The sequence below is a fragment of the Mycobacterium sp. IS-3022 genome, assembly GCF_001500065.1.
Classification (GTDB): Bacteria; Actinomycetota; Actinomycetes; order Mycobacteriales; family Mycobacteriaceae; genus Mycobacterium.
This window is the reverse complement of sequence record NZ_LQIN01000020.1, coordinates 1-26,713: the sequence shown is the minus strand read 5'-3', so window position 1 is coordinate 26,713 and position 26,713 is coordinate 1. Positions and strand designations below refer to the sequence as shown.

General features: G+C 68.4%; 18 protein-coding genes and 1 tRNA gene. 8 read left to right on the top strand and 11 right to left on the bottom strand.

Annotation, left to right across the window (positions count from 1 at the left end; genetic code table 11):
* Positions 1–6 precede the first annotated feature (6 nt).
* From AU188_RS13800 to selA, 4 genes are read right to left on the bottom strand one after another with little or no spacing between them, the layout of a single operon-like run.
* Entirely contained in the window at positions 7–1,350 is a 1,344-nt protein-coding gene (locus tag AU188_RS13800) for a permease prefix domain 1-containing protein (protein ID WP_059164288.1), read from the bottom strand.
* The gene (locus AU188_RS13795; RefSeq protein WP_059164269.1) at positions 1,350–1,712 is read right to left on the bottom strand and encodes a PadR family transcriptional regulator; all 363 of its coding nucleotides are present in this window, start codon (positions 1,710–1,712) and stop codon (positions 1,350–1,352) included. Before AU188_RS13795 ends, AU188_RS13800 begins: the two co-directional genes overlap by 1 nt.
* A gap of 21 nt (positions 1,713–1,733) precedes the next feature.
* Positions 1,734–3,410 carry a selenocysteine-specific translation elongation factor gene (locus AU188_RS13790; RefSeq protein ID WP_059164268.1) on the bottom strand — a complete coding sequence of 559 codons (1,677 nt, stop codon included), beginning with the start codon at positions 3,408–3,410 and terminating at the stop codon, positions 1,734–1,736.
* Positions 3,398–4,678 carry an L-seryl-tRNA(Sec) selenium transferase gene (gene selA / locus AU188_RS13785; RefSeq protein ID WP_059164267.1) on the bottom strand — a complete coding sequence of 427 codons (1,281 nt, stop codon included), beginning with the start codon at positions 4,676–4,678 and terminating at the stop codon, positions 3,398–3,400. The genes AU188_RS13790 and selA overlap by 13 nt, the downstream gene beginning before the upstream one ends.
* Positions 4,679–4,816: 138 nt before the next feature.
* Between selA and AU188_RS13780 the strand changes: the two genes are divergently transcribed.
* Complete coding sequence (locus tag AU188_RS13780; RefSeq protein WP_059164287.1) at positions 4,817–5,347, top strand: DUF488 domain-containing protein; 531 nt, start codon at positions 4,817–4,819, stop codon at positions 5,345–5,347.
* A gap of 24 nt (positions 5,348–5,371) precedes the next feature.
* Here the strand turns inward: AU188_RS13780 and AU188_RS13775 are convergent.
* Positions 5,372–5,466, bottom strand: a tRNA-Sec gene (locus tag AU188_RS13775).
* A 30-nt stretch (positions 5,467–5,496) separates the two neighbouring features.
* Here AU188_RS13775 and selD point away from each other — a divergent pair.
* Positions 5,497–6,510, top strand: coding sequence for a selenide, water dikinase SelD (selD, locus tag AU188_RS13770; protein WP_059164286.1), 1,014 nt, complete (start codon positions 5,497–5,499; stop codon positions 6,508–6,510).
* Positions 6,511–6,533: 23 nt separating this feature from the next.
* Here selD and AU188_RS25535 read toward each other — a convergent pair whose 3' ends face one another.
* Positions 6,534–6,674 carry a hypothetical protein gene (locus AU188_RS25535; RefSeq protein ID WP_172799499.1) on the bottom strand — a complete coding sequence of 47 codons (141 nt, stop codon included), beginning with the start codon at positions 6,672–6,674 and terminating at the stop codon, positions 6,534–6,536.
* Positions 6,675–6,830: 156 nt separating this feature from the next.
* Positions 6,831–8,633, bottom strand: coding sequence for a serine/threonine protein kinase StpK7 (gene stpK7, locus AU188_RS13765; RefSeq protein ID WP_059164266.1), 1,803 nt, complete (start codon positions 8,631–8,633; stop codon positions 6,831–6,833).
* A 201-nt stretch (positions 8,634–8,834) separates the two neighbouring features.
* On the opposite strand from stpK7, the gene AU188_RS13760 reads away from it, so the two are divergent.
* Complete coding sequence (locus AU188_RS13760) at positions 8,835–9,362, top strand: hypothetical protein (RefSeq protein ID WP_059164265.1); 528 nt, start codon at positions 8,835–8,837, stop codon at positions 9,360–9,362.
* Between the two features lie 5 nt (positions 9,363–9,367).
* Here AU188_RS13760 and AU188_RS13755 read toward each other — a convergent pair whose 3' ends face one another.
* Entirely contained in the window at positions 9,368–10,747 is a 1,380-nt protein-coding gene (locus AU188_RS13755; RefSeq protein WP_059164264.1) for a cytochrome P450, read from the bottom strand.
* 118 nt (positions 10,748–10,865) lie between these two features.
* Between AU188_RS13755 and AU188_RS13750 the strand changes: the two genes are divergently transcribed.
* The 3 genes from AU188_RS13750 (at position 10,866) to AU188_RS13740 (ending at position 15,274) form a co-directional block, all read left to right on the top strand.
* Positions 10,866–13,241 carry a lysylphosphatidylglycerol synthetase family protein gene (locus tag AU188_RS13750; protein WP_059164263.1) on the top strand — a complete coding sequence of 792 codons (2,376 nt, stop codon included), beginning with the start codon at positions 10,866–10,868 and terminating at the stop codon, positions 13,239–13,241.
* A gap of 121 nt (positions 13,242–13,362) precedes the next feature.
* Positions 13,363–14,307 carry a cyclopropane mycolic acid synthase family methyltransferase gene (locus AU188_RS13745; protein ID WP_059164262.1) on the top strand — a complete coding sequence of 315 codons (945 nt, stop codon included), beginning with the start codon at positions 13,363–13,365 and terminating at the stop codon, positions 14,305–14,307.
* 85 nt (positions 14,308–14,392) lie between these two features.
* Entirely contained in the window at positions 14,393–15,274 is an 882-nt protein-coding gene (locus AU188_RS13740) for a cyclopropane mycolic acid synthase family methyltransferase (RefSeq protein WP_172799498.1), read from the top strand.
* Here the strand turns inward: AU188_RS13740 and AU188_RS13735 are convergent.
* Positions 15,268–16,518: a KasA/KasB family beta-ketoacyl-ACP synthase gene (locus AU188_RS13735; RefSeq protein ID WP_059164260.1), complete on the bottom strand. Its 1,251-nt coding sequence runs from the start codon at positions 16,516–16,518 to the stop codon at positions 15,268–15,270. The genes AU188_RS13740 and AU188_RS13735 overlap by 7 nt on opposite strands.
* A 91-nt stretch (positions 16,519–16,609) precedes the next feature.
* On the opposite strand from AU188_RS13735, the gene AU188_RS13730 reads away from it, so the two are divergent.
* Positions 16,610–16,996 (top strand): DUF2237 family protein, encoded by a 387-nt coding sequence (locus tag AU188_RS13730; RefSeq protein WP_059164259.1) that lies wholly within the window; start codon positions 16,610–16,612, stop codon positions 16,994–16,996.
* Between the two features lie 46 nt (positions 16,997–17,042).
* Positions 17,043–17,525 carry a hypothetical protein gene (locus AU188_RS13725; protein WP_059164258.1) on the top strand — a complete coding sequence of 161 codons (483 nt, stop codon included), beginning with the start codon at positions 17,043–17,045 and terminating at the stop codon, positions 17,523–17,525.
* Between the two features lie 146 nt (positions 17,526–17,671).
* On the opposite strand, the gene AU188_RS13720 is transcribed toward AU188_RS13725, so the two are convergent.
* Complete coding sequence (locus AU188_RS13720) at positions 17,672–18,433, bottom strand: class I SAM-dependent methyltransferase (protein ID WP_059164257.1); 762 nt, start codon at positions 18,431–18,433, stop codon at positions 17,672–17,674.
* Positions 18,426–26,713 (bottom strand): non-ribosomal peptide synthetase (locus tag AU188_RS13715; protein WP_156426679.1); only part of this gene is annotated, 8,288 nt, incomplete at its 5' end. The genes AU188_RS13720 and AU188_RS13715, both read right to left, overlap by 8 nt.

The window sequence follows — 26,713 nt, the reverse complement described above, 5'->3', positions numbered from 1 at the left end:
AAGTGGCTACGCGAATCCGAACACCGGCGGAATGACGAGAACGACCAGCGCCGCCCAGATTCCGAACGTCGGTAGGTACCGGGTCTGCCAGCGCTCCATGGTCGCGAAATCGCGCCGGCCACGTAGGAAACCGACGAGCAGGTATGCCGACCACGACAGGTTCACCAGCAGCACCAGGTTCAAGCCGAGCGCGGTCACCTTGTTCGGCGTGAAGCCGAATTCCGCTATGCGCGTGAGCATCGCGACCAACATCAGCACGTCGACCGCCAGGGCGCTGATCACGAGCACGAATTGCAGTCGGTCGAACTGGTCCGCAGGCGCCAACGGGTCTCGGGCGGAGATCGCATACAACAGCAGACCGAGAACGAGAACCAGGATGAGGTCCATCAGGATCAACAGGTTCCGGTCGACGTCGACCAGGCTGCCCTCCACGATGAACGACGCGAGCAGCACGAGCAGCATTATCGTGGTCAGCGGGGTGAACACCCGGGTGAGCACGGGCGCGATGTTCTCCACCACGTTCTGCTTGGCCTCGACGAGCCATGCGGCGACGAGGATCCCGCCCGCCACCCCGATCGGCACGATCCAGTCCTCGATGGCCCATTCGACGTCGGTGCCGAGCGCCTCGAACGCGCCGACCGTCAGCGCCATCAACACGCCGGTGCCGAGGGCGAGCAGGGTCAGGTACACCACCCACTCGCCGGTGAACCGGATGAAATCCATTCGCCGCCGGTCGGATCGCCACTTCCCGCCGACGTAGGCGAAGCCGACGGTGAACCACAACGCGATCGGCGCGTGGATCGTGGCGATCACCGCAGTCGCGCCATCCGGATCGAACGGGTACACGTTGAGCACGACGGCCGCGACGACGAACGGCAGCGTCAGCGCCGCGATCACGCGCGAGCTCACCCGGCGCTTCCAGACGAAATAGCCGATCAGGAACGGAAGCACGAAAAGTCCGGCGTTGCGGGCGAATACCTCCTCGGCGAGCACGGTGGACCCCACCTTGAGTGCCGCTGCCCCGCCGAGCGCGAGCGCAAGGACGACGAACAGCTCGCTTCGCCGCTGTCGGCCATCGGTCCCCGGTTCGGCCGTCAAGACCAATTGCTTCCACAGCCGGTCGGAATGCTCCTGCGCGAATTCGCGGGAGATGCTGTGCACGTTGCCCATGCGCTTCACCGCGACCAGGAACGCCTCGTCGCTCATCAGGCCGGCGGAGGACAGATCGGCGATCTGGTTGCGCAGGTGGTCTTCCATCTCGTCGGCGTCTGCGGCCGAGATCGCCCGATGCCGCTCGACGTAACCGCGCCACTGACCGATCTGTGATTCCAATGCGGCGTCGGCGTCCATCACGCCCATCCTTGCGCCGTTGTAGGAGGTAGTGGGACGCTGCGCCATACCTGGTCGAGCATGCCCGCCACGGTCTCCCACTGAGTTCGCCGCTCGGCGAGCATCTTTCGACCGGCATCGGTGATCGCGTAGTGCTTGCGCCGGCGGCCGCTGTCGGAGACGCCCCACGTCGCCGTCACGTATCCCAGCCGCTCGAGCCGATGCAGCAGCGGATACAGCATCCCGTCCGTCCATTGGATCCGTCCGCCGGACAGCTCCTGCACCCGTTTCAAGATGGCGTATCCGTAGGACTCGCCATCGGCGAGGATGCCCAGCACAAGGGGCGTCGCCGAGGCCGCCACCAGATCCTTGTCGATATACATAGCGCCGCTAGCCTAGCAGCTCTAGGTATAGCGTGTCCCGTCTTCGCTGCGGCGAGTGACCTTGAGTTTGTCAAGCCGTTCCAGCAGCGGCACCGCGACCCGGCGGGTGGTGTTCATCGCGCGCTTGGCGTCGGCGACGGTGAACGGCTGCGGCAATGCCTTGAGAATCGCTGCGGCGCGGTCGAATACGTCCGGGCCGAGCACCACGCCGTCGGCGATCCTGGTCAACCGCTTCGCGCGGATCGCCGCCGCGAGTTCGCGCTGTCCCAGCTCGAGGCCGGCCAGCTCGTCGGCCTCCGGCGCGCGAAACGGCTCCTCAGCCAGCCACTCCTCCACCGTCCGCACCGCCTTGTCGACGCGCGCAGGCAGCCCCGCACCGGGCTGGCGCACCACCCCATCGACGGCCTGCAATTCCGTGCCCTGCAGCAAAGCGGGCAGCAGTTCGGCCGCCGGCAGACCCGCCTGCTGCCGCAGCGTCTCCAGCGGCATGCCCGCCGCGACGTCGTGTTCGGCGGCCCACCCTGCGACGGCGGTCATCATCTGGTGCCGCCGCTGCGCCCACCAGCCGTCATCGACGACCCAGTCGCCCACCCGCGTGCCGTCGGTGTGAAAACCCATGGCGCGCAACTCGTCAACGCGGGCACACGGCGGCCGGCGCACGCGTCCGGTCGCCAGCTCCTCGCCTCGTTCACGTGCCGCGCCGCGACGCCGCAGCGCGGGCGGCCGCACGTCGAGCACCTCGACACCCGCGGCGATGCGGTGCTCGCCGGGATCGCGCAGCAGCCCGATGTCGCCGACCCGCAACGGCAGCGGTCGCGCCAACCGCAGCCGGGCGCCCGCCGCGCCGAGCGGCCGCACGCGAACCGGCACCGCCGCCGACCCGATGTGCAGCACCAGCTGCCGGTGCAGCTCGCCGGGTACTCGCAGCAGCACGTCGATCTCGGCGGTGTCGAGCCACGCGCCCGGGGTCCGGACGGTGTCGCCGCGGCCGATGTGCCGGCGGTCGACGCCGCGCAGGTTCACCGCGACGCGTGCGACGGCGCCGACCCCCGAGCGGTCCCGGCCAAGCGACTGCAGGCCGCGCACCGTGACCCGTCGTCCGGCGTGCTCGAGTTCGTCGCCGACGCGCAACGTGCCTGCCGCCAACGTCCCGGTCACCACCGTGCCCGCGCCCCGGACGGTGAACGAGCGGTCCACCCAGAGCCGCACGTCGGCGTCGCGGTCAGGATGAGGCAGCCCGTCGACAAGCGAAACAATCTGTGTGCGAACAGCATTCAGATCAGTGCCGAGAACGATCGGCGCGTCGGGCAGACGCTCGCGCACCTGCGCGATCGCCCGGGCCGGGTCGGCGAGGTCGGCCTTGCTGATCACCACGAGCAGGTGCCGGACCCCGAGCGCTCGCAGCGCGTCGAGATGCTCGTCGGACTGCGGCATCCACCCCTCGGTCGCGGCGACGACGAACACGATTGCCGGCACCGGCCCGACACCGGCGAGCATGTTCGCGACGAACCGCTCGTGGCCGGGCACGTCGACGAATGCGATTTCCCGCCCGTCGAGCGTCGTCCAGGCGAACCCGAGGTCGATGGTCAGCCCGCGGCGCTGCTCCTCGGCCAGCCGGTCCGGCCACCTGCCCGTGAGCCGTTCGACGAGCGTGGACTTGCCGTGATCGACATGGCCCGCGGTGGCTATGACGTACACGCCAGGACCGCCTCGGCGAGCAGGCCGTCGTCATCGGGTGCAACGGTGCGCAGGTCCAGCAGGCAGCGTCCGGCTTCGAGCCGGCCGACCACCGCGGGCGTTCCGGCGCGCAGCGGCGCAGCGTAGGACTCGGGCACGCTGACCGCGGCGCTCGGCAGCGCGACGCCGGGAGCGCCGCCACCGCCGACAGCGGCGATGCACTCGACCGCCTCCGCGCCGGGCAGTTGCGCGGCGAGGATCTGCGCCCGCACCAGCAGGTCGGTCACGTCGGCGTCCAGCGCCTGCGCGACCGGTGTCGGCGGGCCCGCCAGCGTGGCCTCCAACGCGGCGAGGGTCAGCTTGTCGACGCGAAGCGCCCGAGCCGCCGGGTGTCGTCGCAGCCGTTCGATGAGCTCGGCGTCGCCGAACAGCAGACCCGCCTGCGGGCCGCCGAGCAGCTTGTCGCCGCTTGCGGTGACGAGGTCGGCGCCGTCGCGCAGCATCGTGGTCGCGTCGGGCTCGTCGGGCAGCAGCGGATGCGGGCTGAGCAGGCCCGACCCGATGTCGGCGACCAGCGGCGTGTCGAGGTCGGCCAACTCCGCGACGCTGACCGACGAGGTGAACCCGGTGACCGAGTAATTCGACGGGTGCACCTTGAGGATGAACCCGGTGTCGGCCCCGAGCGCGTCGGCGTAATCACGCAGGTGGGTGCGGTTCGTGGTGCCGACCTCGCGGATGCGCGATCCGGTCGACTCCAGCAGCTCGGGCAGCCGGAAGCCGTCGCCGATCTCGATGAGCTCGCCGCGGCTGACGACGATCTCCTTGCCCGGCGCCAGCGTCATCGCGGCGAGCAGCAGCGCGGCGGCGTTGTTGTTGACCACATGCACGCCCTGCGCGGCGGGGACCGCCCGGGCCAGCGCGGTGAGCGCGCCGCGGCCGCGTCGGGCCCGGCGACCGGTCTGGAGGTCGAACTCGACGTCGGTGGCGCCGCTCGCGGTGACGATCGCGTCGACCGCGGCCTGCGACAGCGGCGCCCGTCCGAGGTTGGTGTGCACGACGACGCCGGTCGCGTTGATCACCGGGCGCAGGGTGGCCGCACTCGTCGGCAGCGCCGCGACCGCGTCGTCGGCGACCCGCTCCGGCTCGATCTCGCCGGATCGCGCACGCTGTTGGGATTGCGCGACAACGGTTTTGACCAGTGCACGGCCGAGCACCCGCGACGCCTCGGCGAGGCGCGGATCTGCGAGCAGGACGTCGGTGCGCGGCACGCGCCGGCGGGGATCGGTCATCGGGTCACCCGGTGATTTCGGTGTAGTTGGTTGCGCTGACCGCAACTGTCTACACCGAAATCGCACCCACATACGCATGCGCACCGAGCTCGCATGAGGCCATCATGGCCCATGGCCGCGATCGGGTACACCGATCACATGTTGACGTCGGTGGGACACGGTGCGCTGGACGGATCAGCGCTCACGCGGTTGCTGAAGGAGGCGGGCGTCGAGGCGCTAGTCGACATCCGCCGCTACCCGAACAGCAGGCACAACCCCGACGTGGAGACGACCGCGATCGCCGCGTGGACGCGGGAGGCAGGGCTGGACTACCGCTGGGACCAGCGGTTGGGCGGGCGCCGGAGCCTGCCCGCCGGCGCCGAGGCCGAGGACCCGTGGTGGCGGGTTAAGCAGTTCGCCGCGTACGCCGCCTACACCCGCACCGACGAATTCGCCGATGCGCTGGGCGACCTCGTCGAGCAGTCGAGACGCCAGCACACCGCGATGATGTGCAGCGAGTCGGTGTGGTGGCGATGTCACCGGCGAATCGTCGCCGACGTGGCGATGCTGAGGCATTCCGTGCCGGTCGGGCACCTCATGCACGACGGCCGGGTGCTGCCGCATACGCCGTCGGAGGGCGCGCGGGTGCGCGACGACGGCCTGGTGGTGTGGGACCGTAATCAGGAATGACCCGGGCTGAGCGTGTGCGTTCCGTGGCGGAGGCGGACGGGAATCGAACCCGCCAGCGACAGGATCTGCCGCTCAGCGATTTTGAAGACCGCGCCGGTCACCAGACCGGATACGCCTCCCTGACCCACGGCCCGATCATGCCAGGCAGCATGGAGGCTGTGACCGAGCAGACGACCTACCGGCTGACCCAGTACGCGCACGGCGGCGGCTGCGCATGCAAGATCCCGCCCGGCGAACTCGAGGACGTCGTGCGCGGGTTGACCCACGCCGCGCCGCGGAATCCGGTCGGCGAACTGCTCGTCGGACTCGACGACGGCGACGACGCGGCGGCGGTGCGCATCGACGACGGGGTCGCGCTGATCGCGACGACGGACTTCTTCACCCCGGTGGTCGACGACGCCTATGACTGGGGGCGGATCGCGGCGGCCAACGCACTGTCGGATGTGTACGCGATGGGTGGGCGACCGGTCGTCGCGGTGAACCTGCTGGGCTGGCCGCGCGATGTGCTGCCGTTCGAGTTGGCCGCAGAGGTGTTACGCGGCGGCATGGACATGTGCATGGCCGCAGGCTGCCATCTGGCCGGCGGGCACAGCGTGGACGATCCGGAGCCGAAGTACGGTTTGGCCGTCACCGGTATCGCGGATCCGAATCGGTTGCTGCGCAACGACGCCGGTAAGGCCGGGCTGCCGCTGTCGTTGACGAAGCCGCTGGGCGTCGGGGTGCTCAACAGCCGGCACAAGAACACCGGCGAGACGTTTCCCGAGGCCGTCGAGGTGATGACGACGCTGAACGCCGACGCCGCACAGGCCGGCGTCGCCGCGGGTATCGAATGCGCCACCGACGTAACGGGTTTCGGGTTGCTGGGCCATCTGTACAAGCTGGCCCGCGCCAGCGGCGTCACCGCGGTGATCGACAGCACGGCGGTGCCCTACCTCGACGGCGCGCGGGATGCGTTGGCGGCCGGATATGTCAGCGGCGGCACCCGGCGCAACCTCGACTGGGTCGCCCCGCACGTCGACCTCTCCGCGGTCGACGACGACGAGGCGCTGCTGCTGGCGGATGCGCAGACGTCGGGCGGTCTGCTGATCGCCGGTGAGATCCCGGGCGCACCCGTCATCGGTGAACTGGTGCCGCGTGGACAGCACTCGATCGTGGTGCGCTGACTGGCTTTACAACCAGCCGAACCTCACGCGGGCGGTGTGGTCACAGACGAATCCCGGTCGGGGCGATCCGAGAACTCGGGGTTGGTCACGGGTTCGGCGGAGTCGTCCTGGCTGGAGACGAATTCGGGTTTCTGGGGATGGGAGAACAGGTCGTACGACTGCATGAAGCAAGTCCTTCGTTACGTTCCGCTGCGGACGATGTCGAACGTGGCGCGCGGTGTCAAAGCGCAGGCTCATCGGCTTTCGAAAAGATCTTTCGATGGCTGCTAACCGGAGAAGGTCTGCCCCCAGGCTACACCCGGCGGTGCGGACGCCGATGTTCAGCGGGTGGCGCCGTTGATCTGCGGCGTGGAGATCATCCCCTTCTCGACACCCCACATGAGCGCGATCGTGCGGTACTCGCCGGTGGAGATCAGGTGGACCAGCGCCTGGCGCAGCGACTCGGCCAGCCCCGAGCCCTTGGCCACCGGCCAGCCGTAGGGCGCGGAGTTGAACACGTCACCGGCGGCCTCCAACGCTCCGCCCGAGGTCTTGATCGCGAACCCGGTCACCGGGGAGTCCGCGGCCATGGCGTCGACCTCGCCGTTGATCAGCGCCGCGTTGAGGTCGTCCTGGGTGACGTAGACGACCTTGTCGATCGGCGCCGACCCGGCCGCGACGCAGTCTGCGCTCTTGGCCGGGATCTCCTCGGTCTCCTGCAGCGACGCGTACGAGACGCCGATCCGCAGCCCGCACGCATCGGCCGGCGTGAGCCCGGACCCGACGCGCTGCGCCCAGAGCGTGCCCGCCCGGAAGTAGGTGACGAAGTCGACCGACTCCTCGCGCTCCTTGGTGTCGGTGAACGACGACATGCCGACGTTGAAGTCGCCGGCGCGAACGGACGGCAGTATCGCCTCGAACGCGGTTTCGCGGTATTCGGGCACCAGGCCCAACGTCCGCGCGACCGCGTTCATCAGGTCGACGTCGAAGCCGACGATCTGCCCGGTGGCGTCCTTGAATTCGTTTGGCGCATAAGGAGTGTTGACGCCGATGACGAGCCGGCCCGTCGATCGGATCTCCTCCGGCACGGTCGACGCGATCGCTTCTACGGCACCGGCCGCGGCGGTCGGCGTCGCCGTCGTGGCCTCGACGCCGGCCGGTTTCGTGTCGCTGCGGTCGGCGCCGCCGCGCCACTGCAGCACGCCGAAGGTGCCCAGCGCCGCGACCAGCACCACCGACCCGGCCACCGTCAGCGCCCGCCGCGACACCCGGGGCTTGCGCGCCGGCGCCCGTCGGGCCTGGTGTCGGCCGCTGCCCGCGGTGCGCACCGGGGCGTTGAGCGCCCGGCGCGCGGCCTCGGCCAGGTCGCCCGCCTTCTGGTAGCGCTTGGCCGGTTTCTTGGCCATGCCCTTGGCGATCACCTCGTCGAAGGCCGCCAACCGCGGGTCCACCGCCGACGGTTTCGGCACCTCCTTGGTCATGTGGCCGGCGATCTGCTGCTCGAGGCTCTCGGCGGGATAGGGCCGCACGCCGGTGAGGCATTCGTAGAGCACGCATGCCAACGCATAGATGTCGGCGGTCGCATCGACCGGCTTGCCCTCGAAGCGCTCGGGGGCCATGTAGGCCATCGTGCCCAGGGTGCTGCCGGCGGTCGTCAGGCCCTTCTCACCTGCGGTGCGCGCCAACCCGAAGTCGATGAGGTAGACGAATTCGCGTTCGGTGACGAGGATGTTCGACGGCTTGATGTCGCGGTGGATCAGGCCGGCCGAGTGCGCGGCGTCCAGCGCCGTGGCGACCTGCTCGACGACCTTGACCGCCAGCGCCGTGTCGATCGCCTCACCGGTGTCGGTGAGGACCGCGCCGAGGTTGCTGCCCTCGATGAGCCGCATGTCGAGGTAGAGGCGGCCGTCGATCTCGCCGAAACCGTGGATCGGCACCACATGTGGGTCGTTGAGCCCGGCGGCGGCCTGCGATTCGCGTCGGAAGCGCTGTTGGAAGGTCTCGTCGGCGGCCATACCGGGCGGCAACACCTTCAGCGCGACGATGCGATCGGTTCTGGTGTCGTAGGCGCGGTAGACCTCGCCCATGCCTCCGCGGCCGATCAGCCGCTGCAGCTGGTAGTGCCCGAATGGCGTCGCATCCACCGTCTCTATCAGCCCCTCGACAGCGGCCAGCCCCGCATCGTGTGTCGATTGAAGCTACCTCACGTTTGCCAGCGACGCCGAGCAAACGACGCTGCCGCTGATCGACGGCTCGGCCCGGCGGGTGGACGCGCTGCTGCTGCTGCGCGCGCTCGCGAAAAAAGGCGATGTTTGAGTTTTGACGCTGGTGGTAAAAGCACCGGCATGTTGATCAACGTGACGAGGTTTTCACCGCTGTTCGTGGCCGGCGCGGCCGCCGCCGCGATCGCTGCCGCGCCCGTGGGCTTCGCTTCGCCGTCGTTCCTGCCGACCGGTGGCTTGTCGGGCTGTGTCGACCCTGACGGCACGAGCTGCGCGGCCCCCGCACCGGCGCCGGCTCCCGCACCGGCGCCGGCTCCCGCACCAGCGCCGGCTCCGATGCCCGGCGCCTGGGTCCCGCCGCCTCCGCCTCCGCCCGGCGCGCCCGCTGTGGCCGGCGCCGTTCCGGGTGGACCGGGCGGCGTGGCCGGTCCCGAGGGCGCTGCGGGTGCGATCCCCGGCGGTCCCGCGGGTGCAGCCGGACCGCAAGGCGCCGCGGGCACCATTCCCGGCGGACCGGGCGGCGTGGCCGGACCCGAGGGCGCGGCGGGCGCGATCCCCGGCGGCCCCTCCGGCGCGGCCGGTCCACAGGGCGCCGCAGGCTGCATTCCTGGCGTCGGTTGCGGCGGCGTGCCCGCCACCGACATCCCTTGAGCGGCTTAAGTAACCGGTGACGTGTCGGCGGTGGCGGGTCTGGATGCACTTTGACCCGCCGTCGTCGATCCGGCAATCTTCCTTGCCGCCACGGTGATTCGCGCGCCGCGGTGCGGCGTCATGATCACGTGCTTGAGCTTCTGCCGCTCGCCCGCCGCGGTGGTCGTCGCCAACTCGACCCGCCGCAGCACTTCGCGCAGCACCACCCGCATCTCCACCATCGCGAATCCCGCACCTAGACAACGCCGATTGCCGCCACCGAACGGCAGCCACGTGGTCGGGCTCAGCGTCACGCCGATCATCCGGTCCGGATCGAAGCGGTCGGGTTCGGGGTAGATGTCGGCGTTGTCGTGCACCAGCGAGATGCTCGGCACCACCATCACGCCTGCGGGTAGCCGGTAGCCGCCGATGTCGACCGGCTCGGTCAGGGTCCGGCCCACGTCGGGCACCACCGGACGGATCCGCAACGTCTCCTTCGCGATCGCGTCGAGGTACTCGTCGTCGCCGGATTCCGCCGCGCGCACCGCCTTTGCGAGCACATCCGGGTGGCGGGTCAACCGCTCCAGCGCCCACGACAGCCCGGTCGCGGTCGTGTCGTGGCCGGCCACCAACAACGTCATCAGCTGATCACGCAGTTCCCGGTCGCTCATGCCGGCCGCCTCGTCGACACCGGACCGCACCAGCATCGCCAGCGCGTCGGTGCGGTCGGCGAGGTGCGGGTCGGCGCGGCGGTCGGCGATCTCCGCATACAACAGCCGGTCGGCTTCGACCATGTTGTGGCGCAACCGCTTCCACAGCCGGTGATTGAGCAGCTTCGGCTTGGCGATCGCCAGCGACGCCCACGGCCCCACGCTCAACAGCCGCGGCATCACCTCGCGCAGCGCCGCCAACCGCGCCGGGTCGCTGGCGCCGATCACGGTCCGCAGGATCACCTCCAACGTGATCTCCGACATCTTCGGCGCGGCCGCGAACGGCTTACCCACCGGCCAGCCGGCGATGTTCTCCGCGGCGATCTCGGCCATCACGTCCGCCTGCCGCGCGACGGCGTCGCGGTGGAACGGCGCCATCATCAACCGGCGGCGCTCGCGGTGCACGTCCTCGTCGATCACCAACACCGAACTGTCCCCGAGCAACCCGGAGAGCATCGAATTCGCCTCGCCCGCATGGTAGATCCGCGCGTCACCGGCGAACACGGTCTTGATGTCGGCCGGGTCGCCGAGGTAGACCATCGGGCCGACCATGGAGTTGGCCAGCGTGAAGACCTTGCCGTAGCGGCGCTGGCAGATCGACACGATCGGCGTCCACCACCGCATCATCAGCAACAGCATCACGAACGACGGGATCCGAGGCCCCGGCGGTAGCGCCGACTCCTTTGTTGGACTCATGCCTAATAGAGTACGTCGGCAACGCGCTCGACGGAATGGCTCCTCGGCACTGGACACGGGCTAAGTTGTCGGCGGGTCGCTACCGACGTGGCCCCCAACCGGAGAAGATCGTTGACTCATGCGCGTTGACGGGCGGGACATCACCGTCTCGGGCAGCCTGCTGCAGCCATTGACCAGGCGGACCAACGACATCGTCCGCGTCGTGCTGGCCGCGTTGTTCCTCGCGGTCGTCGTCACCAGCTCGCTGATCACCCGCAACGAGTGGGTCGCGCTGGAACGCTCGATCTCCGAGATCGTCGCCGTGCTGACCCCCACCCAGGCGGACCTGGTCTACCTCGTCTACGGCGTCGCGATCGTCGCGCTGCCGTTCGTGATCCTCGTCGGCCTGATCCTGTCGCGGCAGTGGAAACTGCTCGGCGCGTACGCCGCGGCCGCCGCCATCGCCGGGTTGGCGTTGTCGATCAGCGGCTTCGGACTCACGGCGCCGCGGTGGCACTTCGATCTGTCCGGCCGACTCGACACGTTCTCCTCGCAGTTCGTCGACGACCCCCGCTGGATCGCGATGCTCGCCGCGGTGCTCACGGTGTCGGGGCCGTGGCTGCCGACCCGCTGGCGGCGCTGGTGGTGGGCGCTGCTGCTGGCGTTCGTGCCGATCCATCTGATGATCAGCGCCGTGGTGCCGGCCCGCTCGCTGCTCGGGCTGGCCGTCGGCTGGTTGATCGGGGCGCTGGTCGTGCTCGTCGTCGGCACGCCCGGGCTCGAGGTGCCGCTCGACGGCGCCGTGCGGGCGATGGCCCGCCGCGGGTGCGTCGTGTCCAGCATCCAGGTGGTGCGGCCCGCCGGCGCCGGCCCGCTGCTGCTCAACGCGACCTGCGAGGAGCAGCAGTCGACGGCGGTGATGGAGCTGTACGGCCCGCACCAGCGTGGCGGCGGTGTGCTGCTGCAGCTGTGGCGCAAGGTGCGGTTGCGCGACCGCGAGACCGCGCCGCTGCACGCCTCGATGCGCCGCCTCGTCGAACACCGCGCGCTGATGGCCATCGCGATCGGCGAGCTCAGGATCGCGAACACCTCGGCGATCGCCGTCGCCGCCCTCGACCGGGGCTGGACGCTGTATGCGCACACCCCGCCGCGCGGGATACCGATCAACGAGTGCGTCGAGTCGATACCCGTCGGGCGCGTGTGGGAATCGCTACGCGAACTGCACGACTGCCAGATCTCGCATGGCGACCTGCGCAGCAGCGAGATCACCGTCGACGACGACACCGTGTTGTTCGGCGGGTTCGACTACGCCGAGTACGGCGCCACCGACGCCCAGTTGCGCACCGACATCGCCCAGTTGCTGGTGACGACGACGTACCTGTACGACGCGAATTCGGCGGTGCGCGCCGCGATCGACGCGTTCGGCAAGGACACCGTGCTGACCGCGTCGCGGCGGTTGACCTCGGCCGCGATGCCGCCGGGCATCCGCCATTCCGTCGAAGACGCCAAGGGCGTGATCTCCGCCGCGCGTGACGAGGTGAAGCGCCAGACCCGCGTCGACGAGATCCGCACCGAGACCGTCACGCGGTTCACCCGCAGCCAGGTGATCCAGTTGGTGCTGCTGGCCGCGCTGGTCTACGTCGCCTATCCGTTCCTCAGCTCGGTGCCGACGTTCATCACCGAACTCCGCACCGCGAACTGGTGGTGGGCGCTGCTGGGCCTGACCGCGTCGAGCCTGACGTATCTCGGTGCGGCAGCGGCACTTTGGGCGTGTGCGGACGGACTGGTGAACCTGCGGGGTCTGGTCGTCATGCAGGTGGCGAACAAGTTCGCGGCCACGACGACGCCCGCGGGGGTCGGGGGGCTGGCGCTGTCGGCCCGGTATCTGCAGAAGGGCGGCGTCAGCCCGATGCGCGCCACCACCGCCGTCGCGCTGCAGCAGTCGGTCCAGGTGATCACCCACCTCGGGCTGCTCGTCTTCTTCTCCACCGCCGCGGGCGTATCGGCCGACCTGTCGCGCTTCGTCCCGAACGCCACGCTGCTGTACCTGATCGGCGGTGTGCTGCTCGGGCTGATCGGCACGTTCCTGTTGGTGCCGAAGCTGCGGCGCTGGCTGGCGACGGCGGTGCGGCCGCGACTGCAGGAGATGATCGGCCACCTCGTCGCGCTGGCCCGCGAGCCCCGGCGGCTGGCGGTGATCATGGCGGGGTGCGCCGCGACCACCCTCGGCAACGCGTTCGCGCTGTGGGCGGCGATCGAGGCGTTCGGCGGCGACACCTCGTTCGTCACCGTCACCGTCGTGACCATGATCGGCGGCACGCTGGCCTCGGCGGCGCCCACGCCCGGTGGTATCGGTGCGGTCGAGGCGGCGCTGATCGGCGGATTGGCCGCATTCGGCATGCCCGCCGCGGTGGCCGTGCCGTCGGTCCTGCTCTACCGGGTGCTGACGATCTGGCTGCCGGTGTTCGCCGGCTGGCAGGTGATGCGCTGGATGACCAGAAACGGGAAAATTTAGGTTGGTGTCGCAGGTCCTCCGCTGCCGACGGACCGGCCACTGGAGGTAATGTCGACACATCGTGTCGAACAGCCTGCGCGATAGTGAACAGTCGTTCCCTCGATTGCATTAAGGGCGGACCGTGACAGGAACATCAGGAACAAAGCACAGCTCGACACCACAGGCACAGTCGAAGTGGCTGTCGAAATCCGCGTCGGAGACCCGCGGGTCGGACAAGGACGAAGTCCAGTTCCACTACGACATCTCCAACGACTTCTTCAAGCTGTGGCAGGACCCCACCCAGACCTACAGCTGCGCCTACTTCGAGCGCGACGATTACACGCTCGAGCAGGCCCAGCGGGCCAAAGTCGACCTGTCCCTCGGCAAGCTCGGCCTGCAGCCGGGCATGACGCTGCTCGACATCGGCTGCGGCTGGGGCTCGACGATCGCGCGTGCGGTGGAGAAGTACGACGTCAACGTCATCGGCCTGACACTCTCGGAGAACCAGAAGCAGCACATCGAGGACTACTGGTTCCCCAAGCTCAAGAGCGACCGGAAGATGGAAGTCCGGCTGCAGCCGTGGGAGGAGTTCGAGGGCAAGGTCGACCGGATCGTGTCGATCGGCGCGTTCGAGCACTTCGGCTTCAACAAGTACGACGACTACTTCAAGAAGACGTTCAGTTGGCTGCCCGACGACGGCGTGATGATGCTACACACGATCATCATTCCCGAGGATGAGGAGATCAAGGCCAAGGGCCTGCCGCTGACCATGTCCCGCGTGAGATTCATCAAGTTCATCATGGACGAGATCTATCCGGGCGGACGTTTGCCACTGGCGTCGATGGTGCGGGAGCACGCAAACAAGGCCGGCTACACCGTCACCCGCGAACAGCACCTGCAGCCGCACTACGTCAAGACGCTGGATACCTGGGCAGCGAACCTCGAGGCCAAAAAGGACGAAGCGATCGCGATCACCTCGGAGCAGATCTACGAGCGCTTCCGCAAATACCTGACCGGTTGCGCAGACCTTTTCCGGGAGGGCTACACCGACGTCGCTCAGTTCACGTGTGAGAAGGCGGCTGCTTAGCCCGTTTACGAAAAGTGCGATATATAAGTTGGTCGTTACGCGGTCGTCGGGGTCACGTAACACCCGCATAGGAGGCCAATCGAAGATGTCGGATAGTTCGGGGACGACGATGAAGGTGGCGTACGAGGACGTTCAAGCGCACTACGACATCTCGAACGATTTCTTCGGTCTCTTCCAGGATCCGACACGGACCTACAGCTGTGCGTTCTTCGAGCGCGACGACATGACGCTCGAAGAGGCGCAGGTCGCCAAGATCGATCGCGCGCTTGGCAAGCTCGACCTCCAGCCCGGGATGACGCTGCTCGACGTCGGCTGCGGCTGGGGCTCGGTGATGAAGCGCGCGATCGAAACCTACGACGTCAACGTCGTCGGGCTGACGCTCAGCCGCAATCAATGCGCGCTCGGCCAGCAGATCCTCGACGCGGTCGAGACGGACCGCTCGCGGCGGGTGCTGCTCAAAGGCTGGGAGGAATTCGACGAGCCGGTCGACCGCATCGTGTCCATCGAGGCGTTCGAGGCGTGGCCCAAATCGAAGTACAAGGCGTTCTTCGACACGTGCTACCGGCTGATGCCCGCCGACGGCCGGATGGTGCTGCAGACGATCATGGGACACCCGCTCAAGCGCTGGCCCGAGATGGGGATCCCGATCGTGATGTCGGACTTGAAGTTCATGCGGTTCATCGCCAAGGAGATCTTCCCCGGCGGCGCGGTGCCGTGCGACGAGGACGTCTACGAGTACGCGGGCAACGCGGGTTTCACCGTCGAGGAACTCGACACGATGACCCCGCACTACGTCCGCACGCTCGACACCTGGGCCCAGAAACTGGAGGCCGCCAAGGACCAGGCGATCGCGGTGACGTCGCAGGAGGTCTACGACCGGTACATGAAGTACCTCGTCGGCTGCTCGGACTTCTTCCAGCGCAACGTCAGCTACGTCGGGCAGTTCACCCTGACCAAGGCTCAGTAGGCGCCGAAGGCCAGCGCCACGTTGTGGCCGCCGAGGCCGAACGAGTTGGTGATCGCGTAGCGGTAGTCGCCGCGGCGGGGGCTCTCGGCGACGACGTCGAGGTCGATCTCGGGGTCGAGATCCTTGAGGTTGAGCGTGGGCGGAATGACCCCGTCGCGCAGCGCCTGGACCGTCAGCACGGCCTCGATCGCGCCGGCAGCGCCCAGCGAATGCCCCAACGCCGCCTTCGGTGCGTACACCGCCGGCGAGTGGTCGCCGAACGCGTTGCGGATCGCTCGGGCCTCGGCCAGGTCGCCGAAGACGGTTCCGGTGGCGTGCGCGTTGATGTGGTCGATATCCGTCGGTGTCAGCCCGGCCAACTCGATCGCCCGGGTGATCGCGTCGCCGGCGCGCAGGCCGTCGGGATCGGGCTTGACGTCGTCGTAGCCGTCGGAGGTGAGGCCCGCGCCCATCAGCCGGGCCAGGGGTTTCGCACCCCGCGCTTTGGCGTGCTCCTCGGTTTCGATGAGCATCAACGCGCCGCCTTCACCGAACACCATGCCGTCGCGGTTCCGGTCGAACGGACGGCAGGCGCCGGCCGGGTCGTCGTTGTTGGTCGACAGCAGCTCTTGCATGCAGAACGCCGCGACCGGCACGGCCTCGATGTGGGTTTCGACTCCGCCGCAGATCACCACGTCGGCCTCACCGAGGATCAGGTGCCGCCACGCCTGGGCGATGGCCGCGGCGCCCGAGGAGTCGGCCATCACCGGTGAGATGATGCCGGCCTTCGCTTGCCGGTCCAGCCCGACCGCGGCGGCCGCGCCGTTCGGCATGTACATCTGCACGGTCAGCGGGGAGACCGCGCGCAGCCCCTTCTGCCGCCAGAGGTCGTGCTGGAGGGGGATCTCCTCGGTACTGCCCAGCGCGAGCCCGACCGACACCGCCAACCGGCGGGTGTCGACCTCGGGCTCGCCCGCGGCCGCCCAGAGTCTGCGGCTGAGGATGGTGGACATCTTCTGCATATACGACGTCCGGCGCCGCTCCACCCGCCCGAGCTGTTCGTCGAGGTCCTCCAGGATGGGCCCGCCGATGCGCACGGGCGAGTCGAACTCGTCGACGAACCACTTGTCGAGGGGCCGGATGCCGCTTCGACCCTGCTGGAGCTGCTGCCAGGTGTCCTCGGCGTCGGCCGCCAGCGAGGTGGTCGAGACGACAGCGGTCACCACCACGTCGGGGAAAACGTCGCCAGTCTTGAGCGCGGCCATGCCGGATGCTCCTCTGTCCGTTCACACGCCAGCTGAATATGTTTCAGGTATCACTGAATACCTTAGGACCCCCGCGGAACTTGGACGACTTGTGGTTGAACTCAATGTGCTCGGCGAGCCGCTGCAGCCGTGCGGCACCGACCCGCTGACCGGTTTCTACCGTGACGGCTGCTGCTCGACCGGCCCGGAGGACCTCGGCAGCCACACGATCTGCGCCGTGGTGACCGCGGAGTTCCTGCGCCATCAACGCTCGATCGGCAACGATCTGTCCACACCGCGTCCGGAGTACCGCTTTCCCGGTCTGCAACCGGGCGACCGCTGGTGCGTCACCGCGGTGAACTGGTTGAAGGCCCATCAGGACGGCTTCGCCGCGCCGGTGGTGCTGGCCTCGACGCACGAGCGCACGCTCGAGGTGGTCTCGCTGGAGGCGCTGCGTGCGTACGCGGTCGACGTACCCGACGACCTCGGCTCGTTGTAGCGCCGTTCCGGCGGTGGCCGCGCGCGGCTCGGCATAGCGTTAGCGCATGACAGAACAAACGCAGGCGGTGACGATCTCGCATCCGCCGGCCGCGGTGCTGCGCGCCGTCAATCCGGTGATCGGCCGGTTGTTGCGCACTCCGCTGGCGGGGTCGTTGCGCAAGCAGATGATGGTCATCAACGTCACGGGGCGGAAGTCGGGTCGAAGGTACTCGTTTCCGGTGAGCGCGCACCGGATCGACGGCGGCCTCTACGCATTGACCAGCGCGCCGTGGAAGAACAACTTCCGCGACGGGGCGACCGCCGATGTGCTGGTCGATGGCCGGATGACGACTATGCGCGGTGAGCTGATCACGGATCCTGGCGCCGTCGCCGACCTCTCGCACCGGTGCGCGCAGGCCTACGGCGCGAAGCGGGCGCAAACCATGATGGGGTTGAAGTTCCGCGACAATCGGATTCCGACCGCGGAGGAGTTCGTCGAGCTGGTGCGCCGAGAGCGCTACGTCGCGGTGCGGTTCGTATCGGCCTGACGTCCTGGCGGGCCGGCGTCCTGGTGTCCTGGCGTCCTGGCCTTAGGGCGTCCTGGCGTCCTAACGTCGAGATTGCACTGAGGGTCGTGAATCGCGGCACGCAACAGCCTTACCCGCGAATTCGAGCCCAGGGAGTCGGCCGGCAGTCAACCGACAGGGCGGCTCGCGACCACGACCGTCGGGCCGAACCGGCGCGTGCGGAATTCGACGGTCATCTCCGGATCGGCATGCTGGGCGAGAACACGCAGCGCCGACGGGCTGTAGGCGCGCATCGAGCTGATCACCCCGTCGTGTACCAGCGGGACGACCCGTGTGAATGGCAGCGCCACGGCCAGCACCATGGCGTGTACCGGCGCGGGCGGTCGGCGCAGGTCGATGATCATCAGCTTCTTCGCCGCACGCGTCCCCTCGGCGAACACTCGGGCGGCCTGTTCGGGTGGCAAGTGGTGCAACGACAACGCGAACACGGCGAGGTCGTACGACCCATCGGGGACATCGATTGCGGTGGCGTCCATTTCGCGTACCGTGGCGCGCGGATGACCGCCGAGATCACCGGCGGAGATGGCCGCCACGAACGCGGCATCGATGTCGGTGACCGTCACCTCGGCGGCGGGGTGGCTCTCCAGCAGCTTCTCCGACAGGCCGCCGAGGCCGGCCCCGAGTTCCAGGATCTTCGGCGTCGCAACGTCGGCCACCTCGTCGAGCACCACCCGGGCGCATTTGCCGTAGACGCCCAGCCGCCGTCGCCGCCCGCCGCGGTCGAGTGCCTGCGCGACCTTGCGTTTCAGATCATCGGCATCATCGCGGTCGAGGTACTCGAGCCGGTCCGTCCACAGTCGCCGGTCCAACCAGGAGGCATTCGGGCCGCCGCGGGGCATGCCGACGATGTCGAGGGTTTCGCTACTCATCGCGCGCCTTCAACCAATCCTGTAGTTGTGCACCATATGTGGTGAGTATTTCGGCGGTCAGCATCTCATGGTGCGCGCAGTCGACCGGATATGTGGTGATGTCGCCGGACACATAGGGGCGCCAAGTTCGCACCGGGTCGCCGTCGGCATCGCGGGATGCGGTGAAAACGACGATGTCGCCGTCGAACAGCTCCGGCACGTGGTCCTGTAGGCGCAACTGGTTCTCGGCGACCCGGTGAACCATGAACTCCAGCAGCTGCTCCGACGGAAGCGTGACCGCCGGCCCGTCGAGGTGTCGGCGAATCAACTGTGCCGCCTCCGCAGACGTCATCGGCGTGGACACCTCAATACCGTTGAGCCGCAGAATCTCCGACAGCACCGAGCTCTTCTCGGACGCTTGCGCCTTTGCGATGACCCGATTCGCGCTGAAGGCATCGTCCAGCAGGATCACGTTCTTGACGACGCATCCACGGCGGCGCAGCTCGACGGCCAATGCGTGCGCCACCACGCCCCCGAGGGACCAGCCGAGCAGGTTGTAGCGACCGGCGGGATGCACGGCTTGGATCCTGTCGGCATAACGTGCTGCCATGTCGCGGATCGATCTCGGTTCCGCTTCGCCGTCGGCGGCGATCTGGTTGATCCCGATGATCGGGCGGTCCAGGTGGTCGGCGAGGGTTCGATAAGTCCAACTGAGCCCGAAACCGTCGTGGACGCAGCACAGCGGGACACCGGCACCCTCTTTGAGGATCTCGACGGGCACCACCTCGATGGCACTGTCCGGTGTACCCAGTTGCCGGCTCAGGCTTTTCACGGACGGCGCGCTGAACATCGTACGCACCGCAAGGTGGGCGTCCAGCTTGGTGTTGATGGCGGCGACGACCCGGATCGCGGCAAGCGAGTCACCGCCGAGGTCGAAGAACGAATCGTCGACACCAACCCGCTCGATGCCGAGCGTCTGGGCGTAGATGTCGGCGATGGTCTTCTCGGTGTCGGATTGCGGGGCGCGGTAGGTGTTTTCGCTTCGGTATTCGGGCGCCGGCAGCGCACGGGCGTCGAGTTTCCCGTTGACGGTCAGCGGCAACACGTCCACGACCATGACGGCGGTAGGCACCATGTAGGCGGGTAGTCGCTCGCCCAGTGCGGCGCGGATCTGTTCGGGATCGACTGCGCCGACGCTGGATTCGGTGAGGTAGCCGACCAAGCGGATGTCATTCGGGCGGTCTTCGCGGGCGATGACGGCCGCCTGTTTCACACCGGCGAGCTCGGTCAACGCCGAGCTGATCTCGCCGAGTTCGATGCGGTACCCGCGGATCTTGACCTGTTCGTCGGCGCGGCCGAGATAGCGCAGCTGACCGTCTGCGCCCCACCGAACGAGATCGCCTGTGCGATACATTCTTTGCCCCGGCGCTCCCGTGTTCACGAACGGACAGGCGACGAACCGCGACGCGGTCAACCCGCTGCGGTTCACGTATCCGCACGCCAGCCCGTCGCCGGCCACGTACAACTCACCGACCACGCCGGGCAGGACGGGCCGCAACCATTCGTCGAGCACGAAGAACGCCGCCCCCGACACCGGTGTGCCGATGGGGACCTCACCCGTTCCGGGGGTCAGCGGCGCGCTGAACGACGTGTACCAGGTTTCGGTGGGGCCGTAGCCGTTGACCATCGTGCGGCCGCCTGCCCACCGGTCGACCAGGTCGGCCGGGCATGCTTCGCCCGCCACCACCAACGCGACCGCGTCCAGACCTTCGGGGGAAAGCAGCCCGGCGGCCGAGGGGGTTTGGTTCAACAGGGTGACGTGTTCGTCGACCAGCAGGGCGTAAAAGTCGGTCGGTGACGACGCCACGTCCTCGGGGACCACGACCAGACGTCCACCGCGCAGGAGGGCACCGAAGATCTCCCAGACCGACACGTCGAACGCCAACGAATGCCACTGCGTCCACACCCCTGCGCGTGGCAGACCGTCATCGGATGCCTGCAGCAACTGTGTCACCGTGCGGTGGGTGACGGCCACGCCTTTGGGCGCGCCGGTCGTACCCGAGGTGTAGATGATGTAAGCCACGTCGTCGCCAGTCGGCGCCGGCGGTGCGGCGCTTGATTGGGTGCAAATGCGAGGATCGGCGATATCGACGACCGCGACGTCGCAGCCGTCCAACCGTTCTGCGAGCCCGACACGGCTGATCGCAGCGACCGGTGCGGCGTCGGCGAGCATGAACTCGATCCGCGCGTTGGGATGGGCGGGGTCGATCGGCAGGTAGGCCGCTCCGGTCTTCAGCACGGCGACGATCGCCACGACGGCCTCGGCTGAGCGCTCCAACAGCAGGGCCACGCACTTGCCGGGTCGTGAACCCAACCCAATCAGGAGCTGCGCCAGGCGATTCGACGCCTCGTCGAGCTGCCGGTATGTCATCGTACGACCGGCGCAGGTGATCGCCGCGGCGCTGGGGGTGCGCGCGGCCTGCGCATCGAACAGCGTCGGGATCGACACTTCGGGGCGGGCGGTCCGCGTCAGCGCCGTTCGGTTACCGACCGCATCGAGCAGGGCCTGCTCACCCGGACTGAGCAGTGCGATCGACGACATCCGTTGCTGCGGGCTCGTTGTCATCGCCACCAACACGCGCTCCAGCCGCTGGATCAGCGTTTCGATGGTGTCCGGGTCGAAGACGTCGATGCGGAACTCGACCGCTCCCCGGATCCCGGCGGGCTCTCCGCCGTCGGTCCAGTTCTCGGTCAAGTGGAACACCAGATCCATCCGCGCGGTGTGGATGTCCACCGGCTTCTGGGTGATGTGTAGATCGCCCAGGGCGTGCACGGCCGAATCGCTGTTCTCGCCGAGGATGTTCTGCCAGGCCAGCATGACCTGCACCAGCGGGTGGTGGGTCAGGCTCCGCGTGGGGTTGAGCCGGTCGACCAGCACTTCGAAGGGCACGTCCTGGTTCTCGTAGGCGGCCAGGCTGCGTCGCCGTACCTGAGCCAGCACCTCGGAGAGGGTCGGATCACCGTCGACGTCGACCCGCAGCACCAACGTGTTGACGAAGAACCCGACCAGGTCGTCCAGGGCCCGGTCGGCGCGTCCGGCGATCGGGAAGCCCACGGCGACATCGTTGGTGGCGCTGATCTTGGCCAGCAGCACCGCAAGCGCGGATTGGATCACCATGAAACTGGTCGCGTTGTGCGCGCGTGCCACCTCGCGCAGCCGGTGCTGCAGTTCGGCGGGCCAGTTCACCGCGACACTGGCCCCGCGTTGATCGGCCACCGGCGGATAGGGTCGATCGGTGGGAAGGGCCAGGCGTTCGGGCATCTCCGCCAGGGCTTCCTGCCAGTAGTCCAGTTGCGCGGCGATGGGGCTGTCGTCGTCGCCGAGATCGCCGAACCGCGCGCGCTGCCAAACCGTGTAATCCGCGTATTGGACCGGTAATTCGGTCCAGCTGGGTGCCCGCCCCGCAGACCGGCTGGTGTATGCCATGCCCAGATCCCATACCAGCGGCTGCACCGACGCCGCGTCGGCCGCGATGTGGTGCACCGCGGCGGCGAGCACGTGTTCGTCGTCGGCGATGCGGAACAGCGCTGCCCGCAACGGAACCTCGCTCGTCAGGTCAAACGAGTGGCGCACCGTCCGTTCCACGGCCAGCTCCAGCCTGGCCGCCGGCCATCCGTCGGCATCGACGACATCCCAACCGAAGTCGACCCCCTCGGCTGGGATCACCAGCTGCTGGGGCACCCCATCGGTGGCCACGAACAGTGTGCGCAAGGTCTCATGGCGGCCGACGACGTCGGAGAGTGCCGCACCCAGCGCGTCGGTGTCGAGACGCCCGCGCAATTGCAGTACCACCGCCATGTTGTAAACCGGTGAAGGGCCGTGTAATTGGTCGAGCACCCACAGCCGGCTCTGACCGAACGACAGCGGTATGACTGCGGGGCGCTCGACGGGGACCAACGGTGTGCGCCGGCCCGCCGCCCCGCTGATCCGCGGCCCAAGCTGTGCGACGGTCGGGGTGTCGAACACGGCGCGCACCGAAAGACCGGCGTCCAGTGCCGTGTTGACGGCGGCCGTCACCCGCATCGCCGACAGTGAATCCCCGCCGAGGTCGAAGAAGGAGTCGTCGACGCCGACCCGGTCGACACCCAGCACTTCGGCGTAGATGTCGACCAGTATCTGTTCCACCGCGTTGCCTGGTGCGCGGTACGCTTCGGCGCCTTGATATTCCGGTGTCGGCAGGGCGCGCGCGTCGAGTTTGCCGTTGACCGTCAGCGGTAGCGCGTCGAGCTTCACCACTGCCGCCGGCACCATGTAGGCGGGCAGCTTCTCGGCCAGTTGGGCGCGGATGCCGGCGGGATCTGCTGTGCCGGTGAAATAGCCGATCAGGCGTGGGCCACCGGAGCGGTCCTCGCGCGCGACCACGGCGGCCTGCTCGACGCCGTCCAATTCGGCCAGCGCTGTGCGCACTTCGCCGAGTTCGATGCGGTAGCCGCGGATCTTCACCTGCTCGTCCGCGCGTCCGAGGTACTGCAGCTGCCCGTCGTCGCTCCAGCGCACCAGGTCGCCGGTGCGATACATCCGGCTCCCCGGCCCGCCGAACGGGCATCCGACGAATCGGGCCGCCGTCAACGCGGGTCGGTGCCAATAACCAACCCCCACACCGCGGCCGGCCACGTAGAGTTCGCCGACTGCGCCGACGGGAACCGGCCGCAGCCATCCGTCGAGCACGAAAAGTGCCGCACCGGCCACCGGCGCACCGATCGGCACCGGGCCGGGCCCCGGGGTCGACGGAGCGCTGATGGTCGCGTACACCGTGGTTTCGGTGGGCCCGTAGGCGTTGATGAGCACCTTGTGGGGTGCCCAGCGATCGACGAGTTCCGTCGGGCATGCCTCTCCGGCAACCACCAACGCGGTCGAGTCCAGGTTCTCGGGTGACAGCATCGCGGCCGCCGAGGGGGTTTGGCTCAGCACGCTGACGTCTTCGGCGACCAGCAGGGTGTGCAGTTCATCCGGTGAAGCTGCGACGTTTTCGGGGACCACGACGAGCCGTCCACCACGTAGCAGCGCGCCCCAGATCTCCCACACCGAGACGTCGAAGGCCAGCGAATGCCATTGCGTCCACACGGGTGTCAGCGGCAGGCCCATGCCGAGCGAATCGAGATGCTGGGCGACGTTGGCGTGAGTTATCGCAACGCCTTTGGGCGTTCCGGTGGTGCCGGAGGTATAGATGATGTAGGCGATGTCGTCCGGTGCGGGCGGCGGCACCGGGTCGCAGGGCCGGGTGTCGATCGCCGGGTCGTGCACGTCGATGACCGGCACCTGGCCGTCCAACCGGTCGCCCAACTCGGCGGTCGTGATCGCGGCGATCGGTGCCGCGTCTTCGGTCATGAACGCGATTCGGGTCGACGGAAGCGCCGGGTCGATCGGCAGGTACGACGCGCGACTCTTGAGCACCGCCAGGATCGCCACGATCGCCTCGGCTGACCTCTCCAGCAGCAGCGCCACGCACTGACCCGGCCCGGCATCGTGGTCAATCAGCTTGTGCGCCAGCCGGTTCGACGCTTCGTCGAGCTCGCGATAGGTCCACGAATGCTCACCGCTGCCCAGCGCGACCGCGTGGGGTGTGCGCGTCACTTGGGCTGCCCACAGCGCCGGTATGGAGGTCTGCGTCGCAGGCTGGTGCAACACCGCGCGGTTACCGAACCGGTCAAGGAGGTCGTGTTCGGTTCCATCGAGCAGATCCATGGACGACAGTGGCCGGGTGGGTTCGACGGTCATCGCATCGAGCACCCGCTGCAACCTGTGGATGAGCGTGTCGACTTCGGACCCGTCGAACAAGCTTGCGTCGAATTCGACACGCAGCCACAATTCGTCACCCGACCGCGCCTGCAGCATCAGCGGATAGTGCGTGGACTCACGGCCGACGATCTCTGTGACCGTCAACTCGCGCACGTCCGCCAACGCACTGGCGTCGACCGGGTAGTTCTCGTACACGAAGATGGTGTCGAACAGCTGGTCTTGGCCGGTGGCTTTGTGAATCTCGTTGAGCGCCAGGTGCTGATGCTCGAGTGTGCTGATGTGTGCGCGTTGCAGTTGACCGAGCAGGGCGGCCGCAGTGGTTTCCGCAGTGATGGTCGCACGCACCGGCACGGTGTTGATGAGCAGGCCGACCATCGTTTCCGCGCCGGCGACATCAGTCGGGCGGCCGGACACCGCGGCGCCAAACACGACATCGTGGTGTCCGGTCAGCGACATCAGCATCTGCGCCCACGCGGCCTGCAGAACGATGTTCATTGTGGTGTGCTGCGAGCGCGCCAAGTCGTTGAGGGCGTGAGTGGTCCGCTCCGGCAGAGAAACTGATGCAGTGCCTCGCCGCCCCTGTTCCAGCCGGCCCGGCGCGCCTACCAGGGTCGGGGTGTCGAACCCGGCCAGCGCCTCGCACCAGGCGGCGCGGGCGGCGTCGATATCCTGCTCGGCCAGCCAGGCGACGAAGCTTCGATACGGCGTCGCCGCGGGCAACCGCTGGCCGTAGTAGCCGGCGAAGATCTCCTGCATCACAATGGGTAACGACCAACCGTCGAGCACGATGTGGTGATTGGTCAGCACAAGACGGTGTCGGTCCGGCGCGGTGCGGACCAGTACCGCCCGGAAGGGCGGCGGTCGGGTGAGGTCGCAAACTGCGGCGCGTTCGTCGGCGCACAACCGCTGGACGTGCTCGTCGGGGTTTCGGCCGTTGCGGGTGAGATCGACGTACCGCCACGCCGCAACGGGTTCGGCCGGGATGATCTGCACGGGCTCGTCGAACTGCGTGCAGAATCGGGCGGCGAGGTTCGGGTGTCGCACGGCCACGGTCTGGATGGCGTCGCGCAGGCGGTCAGGTTCGAGCGGGCCGGCGATCGTGATGTCGAGTTGCATGGCGTATGCGTCATCGTCTGCGGTTGCAGCGGATTCGGCGTGGAAGAGCAGTCCTTGCTGCAGCGGGGTCAGGGGCAGGACGTCGGCGATGCGGTCGTGGGCCTGCAGTTGGTCGAGTTGGTGCTGGGCGAGCCGGGCGGGCGCGATGTCGGAGGGGGTCAGCCCGCCGCCGCCGCCCGCGACGTGGGCGCAGATGCCCCGCAGCGCCTGTAAGAACAAGTGGCTGAATCGGCCGGCTTGCGCGGCAGGGAGAACCGAGAGGGCGAACGTCCAATTCGCCTGCAGCACAGGGCCGCCATCGGTGTCGACGGCCGCGGCGTTGAGTTCGATGGCGTGTGCCAGCGGCATGGGTACGGCAGTGGCGGCATCTGCGAGCGCCAACCCGTCACGGCTGACCCGCCACATGTCCTCGGACAGCTGGGCGGCGCCCGCGCCGAGCCGTCCGAGGTAGTTGAAACCGAGCGACGGTTCGGGCCCGGACAGGTCGACGTCGGGGTTCAGGTAGCGCAGCAGCCCGTAGGTCAGCGGATCGGGCTGGGCACGCAGTTGTTCCTTGAGATCCTTGATGACCGGGCCCAGCGCGTGATCGCCGCCGATCACGCGCTGCCAGTTCAGGTTCGCCGCGCTCAGCACGAGGGGGTGTTTGGTGGTGAACCAGCCCACCGTGCGCGACAGGTCGAGATCGGGGGCGAGGTGTTCGTGGCGGCCGTGGCCCTCGACGTCGATGCCGACCGGCGCGGCGGTGCCCACGAATTCGCTGCAGGCCAGCGCGTAGGCGATCAGCAAGATGTCGGGAACACCGGCGTGGAACGCGGCTGGCACGTCACCGAGCAACGCGCGGGTGCTGTGGACATCCAGCGACACCGACAGATGCCCCGCGCTGGCATACGTGTCGACGCCGGGTCGGGGCGCGGGCAGTGCGGGCGCGGTCGCGGTGATCTTCCGCCACGCGTCGGCGTGCGCGAGGACCGCATCGGTGCGGGCATGCTCGGCCAGTAGGTCGGCCCACCGCCGGAACGAGGTACCGGTCGGCGGCAATGCTATGGGTTGGCCGCAGTGGTATTGGGCCCAGGCGATGTTGAGGTCTTCGACCAGGATCGGCCACGACACCCCGTCGACCGCGAGGTGGTGGACGATCAACGCGAGCTGCCCGGTGGTGGGCACCCACAACGCGGCGAGCATCCGCCCGGCGGCCGGAACCAATTGTGCGCGAGCGGTGCTCAGCGTCTCATCACTCAATACGTCGGCCGTGTGCAGGCATGCGCTCGCGTCGAGGGAGGCGGGTTCGGGCACATGTAGTGACCATCCTGCGTCGTCGCGCTGCGCATGAAGCCGCAGCATGGGGTGGTGGTCCAGCAGCGCTTGCAGAATGGTGACGACGTCGG

Excerpts from the sequence above, each read along its gene's own strand:
- selA (WP_059164267.1), bottom strand. The coding sequence starts at position 4,678 with ATGACCGATCCCCGCCGGCGCGTGCCGCGCACCGACGTCCTGCTCGCA.
- AU188_RS13740 (WP_172799498.1), top strand. The coding sequence starts at position 14,393 with ATGTCGGATAGTTCGGGGACGACGATGAAGGTGGCGTACGAGGACGTT.
- AU188_RS13780 (WP_059164287.1), top strand. The coding sequence starts at position 4,817 with ATGTTGACGTCGGTGGGACACGGTGCGCTGGACGGATCAGCGCTCACG.
- AU188_RS13735 (WP_059164260.1), bottom strand. The coding sequence starts at position 16,518 with ATGGCCGCGCTCAAGACTGGCGACGTTTTCCCCGACGTGGTGGTGACC.
- AU188_RS25535 (WP_172799499.1), bottom strand. The coding sequence starts at position 6,674 with ATGCAGTCGTACGACCTGTTCTCCCATCCCCAGAAACCCGAATTCGTC.
- AU188_RS13750 (WP_059164263.1), top strand. The coding sequence starts at position 10,866 with ATGCGCGTTGACGGGCGGGACATCACCGTCTCGGGCAGCCTGCTGCAG.
- AU188_RS13755 (WP_059164264.1), bottom strand. The coding sequence starts at position 10,747 with ATGAGTCCAACAAAGGAGTCGGCGCTACCGCCGGGGCCTCGGATCCCG.
- AU188_RS13720 (WP_059164257.1), bottom strand. The coding sequence starts at position 18,433 with ATGAGTAGCGAAACCCTCGACATCGTCGGCATGCCCCGCGGCGGCCCG.
- selD (WP_059164286.1), top strand. The coding sequence starts at position 5,497 with ATGGAGGCTGTGACCGAGCAGACGACCTACCGGCTGACCCAGTACGCG.
- AU188_RS13800 (WP_059164288.1), bottom strand. The coding sequence starts at position 1,350 with ATGGACGCCGACGCCGCATTGGAATCACAGATCGGTCAGTGGCGCGGT.
- AU188_RS13795 (WP_059164269.1), bottom strand. The coding sequence starts at position 1,712 with ATGTATATCGACAAGGATCTGGTGGCGGCCTCGGCGACGCCCCTTGTG.
- AU188_RS13760 (WP_059164265.1), top strand. The coding sequence starts at position 8,835 with ATGTTGATCAACGTGACGAGGTTTTCACCGCTGTTCGTGGCCGGCGCG.
- AU188_RS13725 (WP_059164258.1), top strand. The coding sequence starts at position 17,043 with ATGACAGAACAAACGCAGGCGGTGACGATCTCGCATCCGCCGGCCGCG.